An 18298-nucleotide genomic window follows, 5' to 3' on the forward strand; every position below is an offset into this window, starting at 1 on the left:
TTTGGTAGTTCACAAAATGAAATGAATTGCGATCGCTATTCTAGGAAAAAATATTTATCTGAATTTTGTCAGCCCAAGATCATTTGCATTACGCCGCAAAAAATTTGTTGTGCGCGATCGCAAAAAAATTTATATCAGCGCCTTTTATAGTTCTAAATCACTTTTTTTAGATTGTATTTTGTTAATTGGAGATATCAAGCTCTCTCTATTTACAATATTTTCGTTTTTTGTAGGGCTTGTACCTAACTCTAATTCTCGATATAAAGGAACTCCATCACTGTCATTATCACTCGAAAGAATTCTTGCCGTAATATTTGCAGGTAATAGCTGTGCTAAACGATTAACACTATTTGCAATAAATTCATTAGTAGCACCAGAACTATGGAAATGTCTTACTATCGTATCAGCATCATTCAAAGTTATTTCATTGAGCTTTACTCCAGCTTCCGCAATAAAACTATCGTAGACCTTTACCTCTTCTTCAGTAAGGTTTTCTTGTTTAGCACGAGCAATAATAGAGTTCACTTGTTTACTATCTAATTCCATAACTTTTAATCCTTAAGGTTTTTTATACTGCGTTCAAATTCTGCCTGTTCCGCTACAGTCAAAGAAGGTAATTCCTCTTTGTAGTAAAAGCCTTTAAGTCCTTGACACTGATTTGTATACACTCTCTTTGCCGATTCGCTAATACTTAAGTCCTGTCTCAGAAGTAAAGAAAACGCACTTTTTCTCTCATTCAAGTCCTTTACTGCTTGTGCTTGATCTAAAGAAATTGATGGATTTTCGTAGGAAGTCAATAATTCATTGTTTTGATAAATATTTAATTTGTTACCCGCACCTTGAGCAAGCTGTCTACCCGTTTGACTACCACGCCACAACCCAGCCCTCTCTCTAACTAAAGACTCCATTTCTATTTCGCCTAACTTCTCCGGCGTACTACGCCTAATATATACATAACACGCTTGGCTACCTCCCACTTTTAAACTCATTTTGATACCATTACCATCAAAATAAAAAGAATCAAGTAGATCGTTTGTACTATCCAACTCCCCTAAAACTTCTTGTTCTTGTAATTCCGGCAGTGCTTGAGATACAGGTGAAGTTGATGGCGATGGCGATACGCTAACTAGAGGCGACGGCGACACTGGTACTACTGTTTCAATTGCTGCGGGCGGATTAGCTTTTGAACAACCAAAGACAAGTAATAACAAACTTAAAAAAATGGGTCTGTTCATAAATTTTCATTGACATTAACAAAGTTTTTAGGGCGTGGACGTGGGGTGTAATCGAACTTTTGACTGGTATTAGTGCTAAATTCTTTAACGTCAGAAACCTCATTTGCCTTTGTAGATACTGACACTAATCTGTCGTATCCCATTTTTGCATCCAATAAAACCACTATATGCTGGTGTAGAGCATATACATCAGCTAGACGATTGCCTATACTTGCAAACATCTCTTCAGGAATAGATATGTTTCCATGCCAAAAAATACTAATTTTACTTTGCTTTTGAAAAAAATTATCTATCTCTGCATGAATATAATCGACGGTTCCCCCACAAAATATCAATTCTTCAATATCTTCATCAATATTTGAGCGCAGCCACCGAGCAATTGCTAGCACGTATTCTTGCCTTGCGAGAGTAAGTGCTTTTGAAAATAATTCACCGTCTGCTTCCACATCAGCCATCCTACGCTTTCTAGATAATTTTTGCAAAACTAAAGAGTCGCAATTAGATCCCGCTTCTACGATCACTTCTACGATCGCTGGATTATCAGCGCTTAATCCCGATACCTTAGCAACAAAATTATTTACTAGCCAAGCCATACCAAAGGTGCTAGTTACTCCGGGACTAAGAATTCCAGACCGAACAGAAAATATACTGGCGTTGCGATAACCTAACATGGCATATATCGAAGGTGGTAATGAGCGATCGCCACCGTATAGCCGATGATAAAAGTAGACTCCGCTCCCCTCTGCGGCAAAATCACAATAAAGTAGTTTTAAACGAATTTTCCCTGAAGGTGTTAAGAAAGAACGTAACACTTTTTCTAAACTTAGTTTTAGCTGTTTTTTGTCTTGCACTTCTCCAGAAGGCAACAAAATTGTTAGATAAATGGCAAAGTTGTTAGGTAGATTTAGCTTCTCCTTAGCTAGCCAAACCAGTCCGCATACTTTTGGTACTGCTAGTTCGTACTTTAATTCTTTTAATTGTAGTATTCCTCCAAATCGCCGCCTTGCAAGTTCCCCTAAAGCATAGGAACCCTCTGCTGTCTGAATCCAAACTCTACTTTCTAATTCCCCATGACTTTCAATGGTATCAATCGAGGCAGAGGGAATATCTGCAACTTCTGGATCTAATAGTAAGACAGAAGTTTTGCCTTCAGGATACTCCTGTACCATAGCTTTGTTCTTACTACCACCCATATCAATAGTAAGAACAACCTTTCTCAGATCGGTCTTGTCACTGAGCGTTGGCATCTTGTTAGATATTTATTTTTAAGATTTGATTCTAATTTACCTTAAAGTCTCAATTACTTCAACCTATTTTCTATCTAACTTCTAAATCCTGCATCAATTACCATATCGCTCAAATCTATTCCAGAATCATCTGGCTCATCTATCCATCTATCATCTTCATCATCTTCCTCAAATAACTCCTTACTAGAGCCTACTTTAGATGACACATGGCGATCGCTTTCTCTCTCTGATAAAGATAAAGGTGACAAACCGCACTCAGCTTTAATCCACTCTACTTGCGCTAATAACTGTTGTACTGAGTACGCTGCCACTTTTTGATATTCTTCCTTTGTTCTACCATTTTCTTTTAGCACTATCGGTAGCCAGTGCTTCAATAGAGTATCCATTACTCCTTCACTTGTGGATGTTCCGAATGGATGATGAGAATCTAAGTAGATTAAAATTAATCCTTCTAGTGTTGATCGCTCTCTCCAAAAAGTTAACTTTACTCTATCTCTTGTCGGTTTCTCTGGCATAACTACTAACCTAAATAATTCAATGATCTTTAATGGCTACTCTATGGCTACCCTATGGCTACTCTACGGCTACCCTATCAATAATTATAGTAGTTCCTAGGGCTACTCTATGGCTACCCTATGGCTACTCTACGGCTACTCTACGGCTACTATTAGCTGCTCAAAAACTACCCTTTTTTGGTCGTTTTTAGCCGCTTTTTAAGGTTCTGCAAGGAATGGGTAATGACCTTATTTTGATATTATTATCGTATATACTTAGCTAAGTTCACAAAATTTTAACTACATAAGTATTATTTTGAACTACACAAAAGTACCAAATAAATCTTTGATAGAAGTGGAAAAGAATAAACGAAATCGTTGTATTCAAGTTTATGTTCTCGACAAAGAAAAAGCTGCTATTGAAAAGCGAGCTAAGGAATCTGGTAAAACCAGTAGTGATTTTTTACGTTCTTGCGGATTAGAACAAAAAATAGTAACCAAACCCTCTACTAACTTAGTCTCTATACGCTTACAAGCCGAAAATCTCAAAAATCATGTCTTAAGCCATAAACACCTAGCAGTAGAAGCATCTGATCAGCGAGGACTAGAAACAGCAGAAAATTTATTAAGTTTAATAGATACAATTATTCTTACAGCACTCAAATGATTTGCGTAATTCATAAAAAGCAAGATTTTCTGAAGACGCTCAAATATGTCTTGGATAAAGAGAAAGCAGAAATTATTGGAACTGGAATGGCAGGAAGCTCTCCAGATGTATTAAACGAGCAATTTCTAGCGATCGCGGCTTTAAATCAGTCGGTGGTGAAAAAATGCGCTCACATAATTGTATCTATAGCTGCCCGTGAAAAATTATCCAACAGTCAATATCATCAAGTAACTAAAGAAATTCTTCAAGACTTAAGCTATTTACCAACCCAAGAATTATCTTCCAGCACGAGCCAATTTGTAGCTATTCGCCATTACGACCGCGACCACGAACACATACACATAGTTACTTCCCGCGTTCAGCATAACGGTAAATCCGTAAGCGATTCCTTTGACTACTTTAATGCTGAAGTATCAACTAGACGAATTGCCGACCAATTGGGATTAGAGATCGCGCCAGTCTCTAATCATGCGATCGCCTCTCGGCTAAAAAAAGAGTTTGGCATTATCGCGGAAGTAAGTCCCGAACACCAAAAAAACATCAAGCTCATTCACAATCCACGCAAAAAACTCACAAGCAAACAGATTATTCGTCAAGCTATAGAAGCCTCAATCGTCAATCGCCCTGACATTTCTACATTCATTGAGCGCTTGGAAACCAAAGGGATAATGGTTTTACCAAAAATTGAATCAAACAATTTGCTTGGGTTAACCTATATATTAGGCAATGTTAAAATTGCTGGCTATCAAGTGTACAGACCCTATAGCTGGGCTAAACTACAATCTGAATATGGGTTAACTTACGATTATCAAAAAGATAGCTTCTTTCTAGAAAAAACGAGAATGAAGGCTTTAAGAGCTATTAGTAATGATGCTACAAAACATAAATCTTTTTCTGATTGCGCGATCACCCCAAACAACCTTCAAAAACTTGAGCTAAGTATTCAACCAAGCGTGAATTTTAAAACAGAAAATTCTTCCGAGGTAACGGTAGAAAATTTGCCTAGCCAAATTACTCATAATTTATCTACTGAAGCAGTTTCTAGTCTAAAAGTTTTGCCCAAAAAGAAACAGCAATCGCCACCTTCTGATGCCTCATTAACAACCCCTAAGCCAACAGTAGTTACGTCAAACCTGCTTGAAACAACTGAACAAACAAGCCAAAAGCTATCCTCTATTATTGTCAACTATATGCAAGTAGCAAACAGAAAACTAATCGAAGGTCGAGAACTGCGGGTTGAACTAACACAAAACAAATTGCAAGTTTCTCGTATTATAGATAACACTCCAGTTATGCAGACAAACTATTTTAATAATCAATGGAACGAGCAATTAAATATACTAACAACTAATCAAGTTAGGCAAATAGAACACTTAAAATCACTAGCGCAACAAAAACTAAGACATAAACAAACTAAAAATGAAAAAGTTACGGAAATGTGATTTTAATCTGCAAAACAATTATTAGCCGAATATAAATTTAGATCAATGACAGCTACAATAGCAATTAATTCATTTATACAAATGATAATGGATCATCCGTCCTTAGATTGTGTGAATCGTGTTTTACTCTAAGGGGACAAAGGGTTTTCCCCTGCCTTTGACGAAGCCATGATCACCACTGAGATAACAACAATAGAGCCAACCCCAAAGGCTGAAACTACTGAGCCAATTCGACCCCCTAATAATCCCCTGCAACATCGGGCAATTGGTTTGCTACGTGGTAAGTACGTTCCTAAAGAAGGTGAACTAGCATTAGGGACGCTACACACTAATGATGGCGCTTAAATAGAAACGGTCATTCTCGTTATACTCATTGCAAAGCCGAGATGCTGCCTAGCGATCGCGGATCATCGCCCCGTAGAATAATGTTTATGACTTCTGCGCTACTAAGGTTGTACTTAAAAGCCAGTTTATCAATATCCGGTTCGCCCGCAGCGTGTTCAGCAATAATTGAAGAACCAACCGTTAAAGCACAATAATCTCTAATCTGATCCGAGAAAATACTACTTGGGAAAACATCAGGACTACTCTTTAAAAATCGTTTTTGCTTAGACGATTTCGTTAACCAAAAACAATTATTTAAAGTAAAATTTTTAGCAAAATCAATCCTAGAAATGGTTGTACCAGGCGGGGCTGTTCCCATATCGTGTAAAAATTGAGTAAAGTCATTGCGCCAATTTTGACTAACTTCTATCCCTAAAGCACCATAACTTTTGTACTGACGATGATTGTTGTTGTAGCAAATACTTTTAAGATATATCCATGTTTTGTACTCATAACTACTACTTAGTCCATGAATTCTTTTGCGTTCCCTTACGATTTCATTTCTCAAACATCCACAGCTTTGCGTAAAACCTTTTTTTAGACTATTTTTATTAACTAGAATTATATTTTGACTACAAGTACAATTTACATACACAACTAATTCGCCTTTTACACTTTTCTCTTCAATATTAGAAACAACTTTTAACCTCCCAAAAACAGTATTTATAGGTAAGGAAATTGACTTGTTTTTACAACCGCAGTTAGTAGAGCGCCCTTTGATTAGAGCATATTTACAAACATTTTTTTTAACTCCACATTTACACTCACAAAATATTTGCTTACCTTGAATGCTTATGGTTCGCCATTCACCATAGTTTCTATCTAATTCAATTTGTTTATTACTAACCACTACAAAATATTTTTAGATTAATTGGAAAAACACAGGTAGCTAAAATTGTAAGTTGTTACCTATCAATTCCTAATTTAACTCTGGATTTTGCAGCATTTTTAGTCTGAGTTGATTCTTTTGGTTTGTGCGATACAGATTCAATTAGAGGTGCTGGTTTATTAACTATTTGATTAACTATCTCTTGACTTCTTAACTGCATTAAATCTTTTTGAATTACAAGCCAGGGCAATGGATCTATTTTATCTTTAGAACTGCAATTAGAAACCATAGAATAAACTACGCCTTGTTCAGCAATAGTCAACTTGCAATCATTTGCCATCATTAAATCAGTCATTTCCTTAACAAATGCTTTATCTTCTATAGATTGAGCGGCAGTCAATGTAGCAGCATTTTGATAATTTTCTTCTAGATAGTCATGTACTGGAAGTCTAATATCTCCCAAATTTTTTTCAGGAGGTAATAACTCGTGATTGTTTTCTACTTGTACTGTTTTTATCTTGTCTGATGGTAATGCTTTTGAAGATGTTTTATTAACTACATTAAAAGTATTGTTAATTTCTTCTTTACTTAAACTTTTAGCATTTTGTACTAAAAAATTAATTGCATTAATATCGTAGTTAGAAATATTCATTTTTGCGACTGCAAGACTTACATTATTTGCGTTATCAACAACTCTATCAAAACGCACAATCTCTTGAGTGCCAAGAATTCCATCGGTTTTAAATACTTGTAAGCTTGTGCGGTTATTTTCTTGATCCATCGATCTTACCACAGTAAAATCACCCAGAACTACTTTATCTTGCTCAGATTGTTTAAGTAACATACCTAAACCGCTAAGTAAGCTACTTTGCTTAAAAGTTTGTAAGGCTACCGTTGTTCCGGCTGGAGCTAAACTACCCAAATAGTTTCCGACATCACGAATGTTGTCTTTATCAAGGTTAGGAAATTTTTGCTTACTTTTAACATTTTCAGCAACAATAAGAAACTCTTGCCTTTCAACCAACATTATTTCTGGTGAAACTTTAATATTTTTTGGTTGTTTATTAGCATCTAAACTAAATGTCATTAATGGCTTCTTAAACTCTAACTTTTCATCATTACGGCGGTGAACACTTAAATTATCACCGTCTTGACGAATCACAAAGGCATCGCTACGATAAATGCGAGTCCCGTCAGGCTCCAGAGTCCCGTATTTAGCAAGCATAACTGTAGCAGTTATTGCAATATCTTTATTCTCTTGATTAAGTTTTTTGGTATTTTTAAGCAAAAATGGTGGTATTAAACCAATTTTGCTCTTAGCTGAAGATACAGAAACTTGGCGAACAGGTTGTTGAACTTGATTTGTACTAGAGGAAGCTATTAAACTGTTAGGGGACTGTAAGGGAGTAACAGGTACATTTTCTTCTTCTAGAGAGTTTTCTTGTAATTTTTTTTTGTCTAAATTTGGAATAAGTTTAGTTGTTTCTTCAGTCGTTAAAACCTCGAACTTGTATAATTGATTTTGTACTTCAACCGAATTACTTACTTTAGCTGCATTATTTTGTAATTGTGGAGGAATACTTTCTTTAACGTAAAGTACGGCTTCTTCTTGATTACTTTTTTTAGGTAGGTTAGGTAACTCAATAGGTTTAGTTTTTGCTTGAGAAGCTTCTACTACTACTTGCGAAGTAAGTAATGGAGAATTTGTTTCTACTTGAGTCGTTTTAGGTGCTTCATTGTTTATATTTTTATCAATTACTTCATCTATATATTCAGCATCAGGATTTTTCTCAAAAGTTTCTAATGTCCCTAATGGAGCTAAATGATTCAAAAACTGCCCAATCTGGCGTACAGTAACAGTTTTTAAGTCTGGTAATTCTTCTCTCTTAAATTGAAAACAACCACGTTCTCCCTCTCCAAATCCTAAAGCAACTGAAGTTATTATTGGTTCATAATTTTTATCTAAACTAAATTGCATCAAAGGGTTATTAATACCTTGTAATTCATCCTTTCGGCGATGAATACTGATATTGCCTTCCATATCCTTTATAGTAAACTTATCACTATAATAAACACTATTTGTATTATTATGAGTACCATACTTTATTAAAAGGGCGATAGCATTTTTAGCTATTTCAATATCCTCTTTATTAAAATCTTGTTGATTTTTGCCATTTTTTTTTCCAAGATTTTTTTTAACATAAATATTTGTATCAGGATTAGTTTCAATACTTACTTGCTGCTGCGGTAACTTTGATGAAGCCTCATTAGTAGTTATCTGTGGCTCTGAATTATCAAGAGTATTTCTGAAAGTTGTGTCTTGAGCAATTACAGCATTCTTAACATCATCTAAAGTTTCTAAGTGTTCCTGATCGCTTTGCTCGTTATTTTCTTGATGTTTTGTGCGTAAATTTAATGCAAGTGAAAACTTGTTTATAGCTTCGGATATTTGCTCAAAACTTAAAATATCTCTAACTTTATTTACTACGCATTCACCAGCGCTGTCTTCCTTATAAATAAGCTCAGATTTTTCTAAACCATTATTTTCAAATGTAGCAGTTATTTGAGTACCTGGAGGATTAGCTTGTTCTAAATTTTCCTCTGTTTGTAGGGCATTCTTTATTAATTTACTAAATAAAGAATGAGACTGAAGTGCATTGTTTTTCTCGGAGAAAGAACTTTCAGATACGTTAGTTTCTTCCCACTTGTAAGCTCCAGGTGTTGATTCATCTGGGATTAGGGTGTAGGTTTGATCTTGAGTATCGATTACTAAGCTTTTTAAAATATTATTCTCTTGAAGATTCGTTATAACTTTGTTTGCTAAGTCAGCAACAATAGGAGATGCTAGTTTAGCAATTCCTGTTGTCATCTCACTTGTTAGTTCTAGCGTTTTTAAAAAGCTATTTATGCTTGCTAGATAGGAGCTATCAATAGCAGGTTCACGTTGGTTAAACATATGTAAGCCTATAAATTAATTTATGCTACACGAAAATCTAAAAAAAGCTAGGAATCGATTCTGTATCTACAGGTGCTACTATGGGAGTTGACTCTGAACTTGTTGGCATAGGAAATCGTTTACTTACTTCTATTACTCTTAAGTCCAAATCATTCTTTGATAATTTCTTTTGGGTGCTATTTCTAGCTAGTAAAGAGACAACTTTCTCCCATTTATTATTATTGTATTCTTCTAAAGATTTTATATATCCTGATATTTTTATACTCTTTAATATAGGTATAAACCCTTCTTTTTTATTGCTGTAGGCAGGGTTAATAAACAGACACTTTCCCGGTAACAATTTTAAAAATTGTGCAGGCTCAAACATTTTCTTAGTTTTCTCTTGATCGCTAGTAGAAGTGCTGGTTTTACCTCCTCCAGTCGAACGAGACTTTTGTTTATACTTAACTTCTTCATCACCTAAATAAGTAGAAAACAATCGAGCAGACTCTTCTTCTCCTGGATTAAATACGAATTTTGTTCCGCACCCTCCAAGAATAGATTTAGAAATTTCTCTACCATAGATTTTTTCTATCTGACCCATATTTTGCCAGCCTACAATGCCACAAAATCCTTCACTTCGAGCTTCGTTTAACCATTTATACAAGTCTGGTAAATAAATTGAAGGTAATTCATCAATTGATACTACTAAAGGTCCTGTTTCTTTTCTTTTCTTAGCAATACTACGAGCAACGGTCATGTGCAGAATTGATGTCATCAGAGGACCCACAGCATCGCGGCGTTCTCGATCTAAGCCAAAAATAATCATTTGCTTGCGACCAACTTCAAGAGGCAAAGTTGTTTTACCTATAAAACAACTTAAAGTATTTTTTGCCATAAAGCGAGTAAACATCAAGCTTGCCGTAGCCATAATACCGCTAATTGTTTTTTCCGAGGCTGCGGAACTGAACAATTGACCAAAAGCAATTTTCACCCAAGGATTTAAGGATGCTGCCATTAATCTTTCAGTCATATTTGGAGTAGATAGTAGGGCTGCTGCCGTCATGATATCAGCGTACTGGTCAAATTCTTTTGTCAGCATAAGAATGGCTTGAGTCAACTGATCTCCAGCAGGACCAAAAAACCCATCATCATTTCCACCCCCCAAAATCCGAAAGTTTTTGTTGACAACCGTTGCTATTTGCCTAGCTGTTTCCGCATCGCTACTATCACGCAAAAAATCAATAGGATTGCATACTTCAGATTCAGGAAACCCTGGGGCGAATATGTGAACGTCGTAACCTTTAGACTTAGCATAACTAGCAATCTTTGCCTGACTTGGATACTTAAAGTCGTAAACGACTACTCCAAATCCTTGCTCGATCGCCGAATATAACATTGGGTTAATTACAGAATAAGTTTTGCCACTACCAGGCGCTCCAATTACTGCTGTACCTCTTTGAACATCAGGTACATAGATTGGATTACCACCAGCTTTTTTAGGGACTGGCTTGCCTTTGCATCTATGAACGCCAATATACAAGCTAGCACTATCGCAGACAGGATTTGCAATTTGCTTTAATCCTTTTTTCTTGGCAGCAGCGATTTCCTTAGCTCCTCCCCAGTAACTTGTGGCAAACTTACTTTTTTTACTACCACCAAATAGTTGCAAAAACAACAACAATCCAGCACACCCTAGCAGCATTAATCCTGAAGGAGATAGCAAAAAATCTGTATACTTAGCAGAATCTAAGTAGTTATTAGAACTGGTTTTTGTTTGTGCAAGTATAGGAGAGTGATAAATTGAAAAATGCTTATTCATTGTGTTAACTTCCACCAAAAAATTAAGACAACTGTTCTTGTGCGCGAGAGCGCGAACGTTGCTAGTAATGGACTTTATACTTTCGCTAATCTCAAAAGCAATCGCAAGTTAGCAGAACTCCAAATAGTTAAATAGTTTCAGTATTTAACAACTCAACTCAAGGTATGAGAATCGGCAAGCCCAAAGCCATAGGATCTTTTTCATGATAAGTAAAGTAAACAACAGGGCCTATAAAATAAGGACTACAACCTAAATCAGGAATACCTCTATGACATTTGCGAAAAAACATAGCAGTAGTTACATCACCTTTAGCTTCTTGTACGTCCCAAATAACTTGTTTGAAGCTTGAGCCGTAAGGATGGCGACCAGTTGGTTCTTTTCCACCATTCATCACTTTTAAGAGTCCAAATCCACCCTTAATATTTTTCTGATCTTTACCCGAAATCCACTGAGCGCCTGTTAAATTGTTATTGCCAGATAATTCTATATGAGCGCATGGGGAAACACAGGAAACATTAAACCCCGCTTGGTTGCTACCGGAGATAGAGCGAGAACGGTTTGCTTCATTAGCATTAAGTGGTAAATCAACGTTCCCAATAAAACTAAAGTCAGGAACAGGAACATTTGAAAGATAACTAAAAGGTATATTTTCTAATCCTGGAATACCATTAATAACCGTACTTTGCCAATTGCTAAATTCTTTTAAGGCTACTTGTTCAATATTGGGTATGCTGGTTAAACTGTAATCGCTAAGAGAAATATATTCACCCAATTGAGCTACAGCTAAATCAGGATAGTTTTCAATTACCGAACTAACCGAACCCGATAATAGCTGACCTGTAACACTACTTGCTAAATCAGCTAATGGTGCAATAGAATCAATCGATATTTCCCCAAGCTCAGGTATAGCAGCAACTAAATCAGTTAGTGTTTGCCACTGTAAAGTTTGAAAATCTGATAATGGCAAATTTGCAAGCTCTATCCCTGCAAAATCAGCTATTTTTTGCAAAGCAAGTTCTTCTATTCCAAATATTCCTTCAAAATCACCTAATTCCATAACTTCAGATAAACCCTGTCCCTCATTCCAAATGCGAGTTGTCTTTAATCCAGGGATAGGAGTTTCAGGAACAGGCACATCAGAGTTTCCACTACCAGAAAATTTCAAACTCCTAAAAGTTATTTGATTCCAATCAGGTGTAGGTATACCATTAACATAAATAGTAGGTATGGGCTGTTCGCTAGCAGGAATAGATTGAGCTACTACTTTTTCCATAAATAAGCTACTTATATTAAATTTGCCCCAGTATTTAACTAAACCATGTACAGCAATCGAAGCAATAAGCCCAGCAAGCATTAAAAACTGCATTCTGTCTAAGTTTTCTTTTTGTTTTTGCTGTTTGAAAGTGTTTTTTCTTGGAGCAAGTTTACTAGCAGGAGTAATTACCCGATCGCTTGTTGGCATTTTAAAACAAATAGCAACTTGCTGGTCAGTGAGGTTGGTGTAAGGTAGAAATATTTTTTCTTCCTTGAAAGCAGGTGTAGGCAGTAACGGGTAAGATATCGTCAAAGGTTTTGGGGCAAATTCTTCGGGTTCTTGGTAAATAAATTGAGGTAATTCTTGTTCCTTCATCTCGTCTTTTCTCAAGCTGTTATTATCGCTCATAGTTAAATTTTCTGATTCTTTTATTAGTACATCCCGATAGCTCAATCGATCTAAATAAAATTCTTGGTTTTACTGTTTTGGCTATCGATTATTTTTACCTAAGCTAATTAATTTTTCGACTAATTCTATTGAAACTCCAGCTTCTTTCACTACTACATTAATATCCGCTCCTTGAGAGCGTAAGCTAACAGCTTGATTTAATCGCTGCCAAAGCTCGCCATCAGATGCAATCCATTTATTTTGTAAAGCAATTTGCATTCCTTTAGTAATGAATCTACTATCATCTATAGCCTTCTTAGCTCTCGGCTGCATTGCAGAATCCTTTGTTTTAATACTGTCACCTATAACTTCAATCTCACTGTATTTAGGCTTACCGCTCCCAGACACTACTCTAAAATGATAAATTTTCTTAGCATTTGCATTAGATTCTGTAACTACAGTCAAATGAGTTCCATTTTCTGCTGGAGGCAAGCCAGGAATTAAAATCTTATCAATTCGTCGTAAGTGAATTAATCCCGCTCCTATGCCTGTAGAACATTTCTCCAAACATCCATCAAAATCCATCACAATATTTGATGGATCGTCAAGCCAGACTTTCTTAATAACTTCCCCCGTCTTATAGAAAGAAACAGATACACCGTGACCTTTCCATACTTCAACTGTTTGCAAAGATAAGTTTTCTGCTGTTTGCCCTGATAGTTGCGACGCGGCAATCTGTCGGACAATACCTGCATCGGCGGATAATATGGGCGCAAGTGATAAGGTAAACGAGATCGCACTTACGCAAGTCGCATGTTGAAATTGTACTAAAAATTTGAATTTCATTATTAAGCCTAACCTTCAAAATAAGATACTTTCTGGTTGAGATTTTAAACAACGCGATCGCGCCGCGATGTTTTACAGCTTGATAGATTTATTTACTTCAACAATTATTTTCGTATTTTGAGGAACATACCAATCTACAGGACGGTCGTTAATTTCTTTAACTGCCCTATTAGTACGCTCGCTGATGTTGTCATTTAAACTACCAAATAACCCTTCAACAAAAGCTCCTTCAATACTACGATTAGTATTACTACTGCGAGTTGTCGTTAATCCTGTTTCTAAGTTCTCGCTAATTATTTCTTCATCCGGCTGGTTAATAATCTCACCAATTTTTGCTAACCCTGCAAAGATACCCAAAGACGTATCGTATTTTGCAATCTCACTTCCTTTGTTGTCAAAGGGACTAGCCACTAAGGGGCCGCCTCCTTCTCCTAGAACTGATATAACACCAGGAGAAATTGGATATTCAGTTTTATTCATAAGAATTCCTACCACTTCAGCATTAACTCTTGATGAAGAACTAATAGAGGAAACAGCAATTATTAATTGAGTTTTTGCGTCAATTGCTACTTTACCTGTATTGCTATAAAGTGGCTCATCTAAAGTAGCGACAAATCTTAGCGTATCTGCTTCTTTATTATCACGATTAGTTGATTGTGAGACTAATAGGGGCGTTACTAAAGTTGCTTTAGCAAAAGAGCCAACAACCAAATATTGAGGGTAGCTTTCTTCCAAGATTAGCTTTTCCTCCTCTAAAATACTGCTAGCTTTGGGATTTTTCTCGTTGCTAAAATTGTCTGAGGTGCGGTCGCGTTCGGCAAGCAAATCACTTATCATACCAATGTCAGTAGAAGCAATTTTTTCTGGCTGTATAGGTGTTGTTAAATTGAAATCTGATATATCTGAGTTCTTTATAGAATCGCTTGCATAATCGTTGTTATCACTAGGTTCAGATTTTTCCGGTGTAGGTTCCCATCGAGGAATCAATTCTTCAACAGTATTTCTAGTAGACGCAGCACCTCTAGCTCTATCACTACTTCTTGTACCACTAGGTCGCAGTCGCTCTTCCGTATTGCCTGCTGAATTTTCAGCCACAATTTCTCGAACAGTTGATCTTTTAGTTTGAGTAGGATTTACAGGTATCGCCTTGGCTGTTTTGTATTCAACTTGACCGACACTACCTAGAGTACGAAGACGATCTATTTCGGCGATCGCTGAACTTGCGGTAACTTGAGAAATTTGATTATTAGACTCTGGAGACGGAGGAGGAAAACTAGCTGCTGAATTAAATAAATTGGAATTAGAGCTTATTTGTCTATTTCGTCTTGGAACAGATACTGGTGCATAGCTACTGCTTACCCGTTGAGGCGCAGGGTAGTAACTATTTGTACTACTTGCTCTTGGTGAGGTTTGGCTATAAGAGCGGCGTGGAACATCAATAGTATTACTGGTTCTTCGAGACGAAGCTGTTTGATATTTTTTTCCTTTTAGTGAAGATTCTTGTTTTTCTAACGTTAGATTTGACTTGCCTCCTTCTTCTTGTTTATTTAGAACTTCAAGTTCATTTTTCTGCTCAATAAGAGCAACTCTACCTATAGCTTCATCTCCTAAATTATCTTTAGGAGGCTTTACATCAGTAAAAGTTTTGGAAGGAGCTTCTGTTTTTTTAGCTACTACATTAGTCTTACCAAGATTATTAAGTACAAAAAATACTATCAAAAAGCCAATACCAAAAGTTCCTCCAATAAATATTAGTTTCGTCCAAGGAGATGTGGCAAAACTATGTTTCGTTTGTACTGTTGCTGGGTCTTCAAAATCGAAATTTTCAACCTGCTGATTTTCTTTCTCAATAATCTCAGCTTCAATCTTCACGTCTTTTTTGATAATATTTTCGTCCATTGGCAAAAGAGCATTAACTTCAACATTAGAAGGAGAGTTTTCTGTTAGTAGTGACATATTTCAGTTACTTTTTAGGATTTATACTGTAGTCAACAATTTGAGTAATTTCTAACCCTGACTGTCTAGCTGCATAGATAGTTTTATCTAACTCACTTGGCTTGCGTGGCAAAGGAAAACTATCTATGGCTCGAATAGTAATTACTTTATTAAATGGTATACCTTCCCCCTGATTTTTCTGTCTATTGAAACTTACTAATGTACCGATATAAACAATTTCCCAAACGCCTTCTTCTATTTGCACGGGGCTTGAGATATGTCGAGGTATAAGTGAAACTTGGATTTGACCGCTAAATACTCCTGACGGTACAAGTTCTGCTAGATTTATCAAAAAATTACTACGGAAATCACGTTCTTCTGAAAAAGAAAAAGCTGTCTCCCAGGTTTTTGTAGGAATAACTTTTTTATTATTATTTTGAGTCGGAATTTCTATACCTTTATCTGGCTTAGTTACACTTTCTCCATTTTCTGTTGTATCTACAATTCCATTCCAACTAAACATTGAAATCATCGTGTTAGAGACAAATCTTTTAATAGTTTTGTCATCTCTTACTAGCGGTGCAACAAATCTAGCTGCTGCCGCCGTACCATCACTAAGCTGTACAACAGTCATGCCTTTAACATGGCGGTTAACATTCAAATTCGTGCCTAAATTTATGAATTGAAGAAAAGTGGATAGTATTGTTCCAATAGCGGTAATAGAAACAGCGATCGCAACGGGAGTAGATGTTATTGTTCCGTAGCTAAGAAGTGGTTTTAATTGAGGTTTGGATTTAGATTTAAGCATAACTATTTAGAACCTTTAATTGCTGCAATTGTTTGTGCATGGCGAATAGAAGTATCTGCTTTTTGTTCCGCACTTGCTGCACTACTTTTTCGATTATTTATCGCGTTTCCTACAGAGTTTGAACTAGTACCAAAAACCTGCTGCCCCGCACCTGCTCCTGCTGCCGCTGCTTGACTTACCGCGCCAAAGATTGCTATGCCACCTCCGGCGGCTAAAGCGGTTGCAAGTAGAGGAGAAATAAGACCAATAAAGAGTAGGAATATCATTGGTTGATTTTGTTCGGCATTAGAAACAAGCTGACCGCATAAACCAAGAATTATGTTAAAAGAAAGCTTTGCCATTCCTAAACTGAAAAAAGCTTTTAACCAAGTAAAAATTTGTTTACTCCCGTAAGGAAGTAGAGATGCGCCAACAGCCATTGGTCCTAATAAGGCAGTAAGAAGCATACTGAACTCTACTCCCCACTGGTAGGCATTACATAAAGCTAATAAAACTACTGTTGCAAACCCAGTAATAGCCGAGCTTAACCCCGCAGAAAGCGCATCTCCTGCACCTGCTATACCGTCCGCCGCTTGCTGAAGCCAGGTTTTTGGCTCATTCTCCCAATTAGATTCTGAAGGCGGAGTGTTCGCTGATAATTTACTTGATAAAGCTTCAACTTCTTGTTGAGCTTTGTTTAAACATTCAACTGATTTTTCTGTACTTCCAGTAAGCGAACGACATTCTTGAAGAGCCGTGTTGACTTTTTGTGTCAAAGCAATATTATTAACTGCTCTTTTAAAGGATTCATTTAAGTTAGCCTCCGCCGCAGTATATTCAAGAATATCATTATTAACTTCATTGATTGTATCTCTCATTGAGAAAGTTCCAGTCTTTAATAAAGCACCGTTGTTGAACAAAAGAACTATTACTATAAGAGGCCAAATAAAACTAGCAAATGGTTGAGCCTCATCACCATTAATCCAGTTTTTAGCTAATTCGACCATAAAGAAAACTAACGTAGCAACAGCAAACATTTGACCCAAAGAACAAATAGCCGTGTACAGTCCGCCGTTTAGAGTTTGCTGCCAAAGGTCGTTAAAACTTGCACTTATTAGAGACGAACCTGCCGCAGCATTTTCGATAATATCAGACCCTGAAATTTCTGCGAGAACAAAGGTTTTTAACATGGTAAAACTAACCAGTTATTAGCTAGAGAAGAAAAACTATTAATTAAATAAAAAGTATTTTTATTTAGGTAGGCTAATTACCTAAATAAGGCTTATTAACTAGGGGTCGGCAGTAGTTGTGAGATTTAGTCCCCCTGCTAGCTGCAATGTTTCATTATCGTCTCCAAATCTTTTTAAACTCCTCTCAATAGACTCTTTTCGTAGTAGCTCATTTGATCGCGCAGCTAGTACATTGTTTTGTGCTATCAGCTTTTTTGTCTCAATTGCAGTGATGGCTGATGTAGAATTAATTCCACCTTGAGCATTGAGTATTTCTGCTAAACCTTTAATAGCATCTTGAGAGGAAGTTGCTTGTTGTACAGAATTATTGGTGGTGTTCATAGTTTCTACAGACTGGCTTGCTGCATCAATGTTGCTTGAATCAATTTCTTGCCCTTGTTCTGATAAAACTCCAGTTGAAGAAGAATAAATAATATTATTTTCAGCTTCTAAAGCAGCATTTTCCGCTCTTATTCCTTCTGTACCACCATACTCAGAACTCACTTGGTCTTGATTTAGTAATTCCTGATAGATGTTATCAACAGTAGTACCTATATCTATACCTCCTTTTCCAGATGCGACGAGATCACCGAAGTTTTCTATCTCAGGAAACTCCTGCTCAATAGCAGCTACAACTTCTGTCACAATGCCTTCAAAAAATCCATTTAATTGTCCTAATAAATCTTCAAATACACCTAAAATATTAAGAGCATAACTTGGAGTTGTACTTAATAAACTAACAGCAAGAATCGTTGAAACAATTGCTATTTTTTTCTTAGGAGAGACGAGCGTTAATTTCATAAT

General features: G+C 36.4%; 17 protein-coding genes. 4 read left to right on the forward strand and 13 right to left on the reverse strand.

Going from position 1 to position 18298, the window contains the following annotated elements; all coding sequences use genetic code 11:
• Window positions 1-144: 144 nt before the first annotated feature.
• From C7B70_RS15325 to C7B70_RS15340, 4 genes are all read right to left on the reverse strand, one after another.
• Window positions 145-546 carry a hypothetical protein gene (locus C7B70_RS15325; protein ID WP_106369891.1) on the reverse strand — a complete coding sequence of 134 codons (402 nt, stop codon included), beginning with the start codon at window positions 544-546 and terminating at the stop codon, window positions 145-147.
• Window positions 547-551: 5 nt separating this feature from the next.
• On the reverse strand, window positions 552-1235 hold the full coding sequence (locus C7B70_RS15330) for a hypothetical protein (RefSeq protein ID WP_106369892.1): 684 nt from the start codon (window positions 1233-1235) through the stop codon (window positions 552-554).
• On the reverse strand, window positions 1232-2482 hold the full coding sequence (locus tag C7B70_RS15335; protein ID WP_106369893.1) for a ParM/StbA family protein: 1251 nt from the start codon (window positions 2480-2482) through the stop codon (window positions 1232-1234). Before C7B70_RS15335 ends, C7B70_RS15330 begins: the two co-directional genes overlap by 4 nt.
• Window positions 2483-2556: 74 nt before the next feature.
• Window positions 2557-2997, reverse strand: coding sequence for a hypothetical protein (locus C7B70_RS15340; protein WP_106369894.1), 441 nt, complete (start codon window positions 2995-2997; stop codon window positions 2557-2559).
• Window positions 2998-3029: 32 nt separating this feature from the next.
• Between C7B70_RS15340 and C7B70_RS27830 the strand changes: the two genes are divergently transcribed.
• The 4 genes from C7B70_RS27830 to C7B70_RS26395 all read left to right on the forward strand — a co-directional run bounded on the left by C7B70_RS27830 (window position 3030) and on the right by C7B70_RS26395 (window position 5430).
• The gene (locus C7B70_RS27830) at window positions 3030-3188 is read left to right on the forward strand and encodes a hypothetical protein (protein ID WP_233220955.1); all 159 of its coding nucleotides are present in this window, start codon (window positions 3030-3032) and stop codon (window positions 3186-3188) included.
• A gap of 104 nt (window positions 3189-3292) precedes the next feature.
• Window positions 3293-3643, forward strand: coding sequence for a MobB protein (locus C7B70_RS15345; protein WP_106369895.1), 351 nt, complete (start codon window positions 3293-3295; stop codon window positions 3641-3643).
• The gene (locus C7B70_RS15350) at window positions 3640-5085 is read left to right on the forward strand and encodes a relaxase/mobilization nuclease domain-containing protein (RefSeq protein ID WP_106369896.1); all 1446 of its coding nucleotides are present in this window, start codon (window positions 3640-3642) and stop codon (window positions 5083-5085) included. Before C7B70_RS15345 ends, C7B70_RS15350 begins: the two co-directional genes overlap by 4 nt.
• A 168-nt stretch (window positions 5086-5253) precedes the next feature.
• A complete protein-coding gene (locus tag C7B70_RS26395) occupies window positions 5254-5430 on the forward strand; it encodes a hypothetical protein (RefSeq protein ID WP_158260506.1) in 177 nt (58 codons plus the stop codon).
• Window positions 5431-5455: 25 nt separating this feature from the next.
• Here C7B70_RS26395 and C7B70_RS15355 read toward each other — a convergent pair whose 3' ends face one another.
• From C7B70_RS15355 to C7B70_RS15395, 9 genes are all read right to left on the reverse strand, one after another.
• Window positions 5456-6319 (reverse strand): hypothetical protein, encoded by an 864-nt coding sequence (locus tag C7B70_RS15355; protein WP_106369897.1) that lies wholly within the window; start codon window positions 6317-6319, stop codon window positions 5456-5458.
• A gap of 55 nt (window positions 6320-6374) precedes the next feature.
• The gene (locus C7B70_RS15360) at window positions 6375-9254 is read right to left on the reverse strand and encodes a hypothetical protein (RefSeq protein WP_106369898.1); all 2880 of its coding nucleotides are present in this window, start codon (window positions 9252-9254) and stop codon (window positions 6375-6377) included.
• A gap of 37 nt (window positions 9255-9291) precedes the next feature.
• The gene (locus tag C7B70_RS15365; protein WP_106369899.1) at window positions 9292-11055 is read right to left on the reverse strand and encodes a type IV secretory system conjugative DNA transfer family protein; all 1764 of its coding nucleotides are present in this window, start codon (window positions 11053-11055) and stop codon (window positions 9292-9294) included.
• Window positions 11056-11212: 157 nt separating this feature from the next.
• Window positions 11213-12718 carry a hypothetical protein gene (locus C7B70_RS15370; protein ID WP_146134069.1) on the reverse strand — a complete coding sequence of 502 codons (1506 nt, stop codon included), beginning with the start codon at window positions 12716-12718 and terminating at the stop codon, window positions 11213-11215.
• An 81-nt stretch (window positions 12719-12799) separates the two neighbouring features.
• Entirely contained in the window at window positions 12800-13543 is a 744-nt protein-coding gene (locus C7B70_RS15375; protein WP_106369901.1) for a hypothetical protein, read from the reverse strand.
• 72 nt (window positions 13544-13615) lie between these two features.
• Window positions 13616-15499: a TrbI/VirB10 family protein gene (locus tag C7B70_RS15380; RefSeq protein ID WP_106369902.1), complete on the reverse strand. Its 1884-nt coding sequence runs from the start codon at window positions 15497-15499 to the stop codon at window positions 13616-13618.
• A gap of 7 nt (window positions 15500-15506) precedes the next feature.
• Window positions 15507-16286, reverse strand: coding sequence for a hypothetical protein (locus tag C7B70_RS15385; RefSeq protein WP_106369903.1), 780 nt, complete (start codon window positions 16284-16286; stop codon window positions 15507-15509).
• A 2-nt stretch (window positions 16287-16288) separates the two neighbouring features.
• A complete protein-coding gene (locus C7B70_RS15390; RefSeq protein ID WP_199192292.1) occupies window positions 16289-17455 on the reverse strand; it encodes a hypothetical protein in 1167 nt (388 codons plus the stop codon).
• 99 nt (window positions 17456-17554) lie between these two features.
• Window positions 17555-18295 (reverse strand): hypothetical protein, encoded by a 741-nt coding sequence (locus tag C7B70_RS15395; protein WP_106369904.1) that lies wholly within the window; start codon window positions 18293-18295, stop codon window positions 17555-17557.
• Window positions 18296-18298: the final 3 nt, after the last annotated feature.

This window comes from Chlorogloea sp. CCALA 695 (genome assembly GCF_003003885.1).
In the GTDB taxonomy this organism is placed as follows: Bacteria; Cyanobacteriota; Cyanobacteriia; order Cyanobacteriales; family Chroococcidiopsidaceae; genus Aliterella.

Excerpts from the sequence above, each read along its gene's own strand:
- C7B70_RS15325 (WP_106369891.1), bottom strand. The coding sequence starts at position 546 with ATGGAATTAGATAGTAAACAAGTGAACTCTATTATTGCTCGTGCTAAA.
- C7B70_RS15330 (WP_106369892.1), bottom strand. The coding sequence starts at position 1,235 with ATGAACAGACCCATTTTTTTAAGTTTGTTATTACTTGTCTTTGGTTGT.
- C7B70_RS15335 (WP_106369893.1), bottom strand. The coding sequence starts at position 2,482 with ATGCCAACGCTCAGTGACAAGACCGATCTGAGAAAGGTTGTTCTTACT.
- C7B70_RS15340 (WP_106369894.1), bottom strand. The coding sequence starts at position 2,997 with ATGCCAGAGAAACCGACAAGAGATAGAGTAAAGTTAACTTTTTGGAGA.
- C7B70_RS27830 (WP_233220955.1), top strand. The coding sequence starts at position 3,030 with ATGGCTACTCTATGGCTACCCTATGGCTACTCTACGGCTACCCTATCA.
- C7B70_RS15350 (WP_106369896.1), top strand. The coding sequence starts at position 3,640 with ATGATTTGCGTAATTCATAAAAAGCAAGATTTTCTGAAGACGCTCAAA.
- C7B70_RS26395 (WP_158260506.1), top strand. The coding sequence starts at position 5,254 with ATGATCACCACTGAGATAACAACAATAGAGCCAACCCCAAAGGCTGAA.
- C7B70_RS15360 (WP_106369898.1), bottom strand. The coding sequence starts at position 9,254 with ATGTTTAACCAACGTGAACCTGCTATTGATAGCTCCTATCTAGCAAGC.
- C7B70_RS15365 (WP_106369899.1), bottom strand. The coding sequence starts at position 11,055 with ATGAATAAGCATTTTTCAATTTATCACTCTCCTATACTTGCACAAACA.
- C7B70_RS15370 (WP_146134069.1), bottom strand. The coding sequence starts at position 12,718 with ATGAGCGATAATAACAGCTTGAGAAAAGACGAGATGAAGGAACAAGAA.
- C7B70_RS15375 (WP_106369901.1), bottom strand. The coding sequence starts at position 13,543 with ATGAAATTCAAATTTTTAGTACAATTTCAACATGCGACTTGCGTAAGT.
- C7B70_RS15380 (WP_106369902.1), bottom strand. The coding sequence starts at position 15,499 with ATGTCACTACTAACAGAAAACTCTCCTTCTAATGTTGAAGTTAATGCT.
- C7B70_RS15385 (WP_106369903.1), bottom strand. The coding sequence starts at position 16,286 with ATGCTTAAATCTAAATCCAAACCTCAATTAAAACCACTTCTTAGCTAC.
- C7B70_RS15390 (WP_199192292.1), bottom strand. The coding sequence starts at position 17,455 with ATGTTAAAAACCTTTGTTCTCGCAGAAATTTCAGGGTCTGATATTATC.
- C7B70_RS15395 (WP_106369904.1), bottom strand. The coding sequence starts at position 18,295 with ATGAAATTAACGCTCGTCTCTCCTAAGAAAAAAATAGCAATTGTTTCA.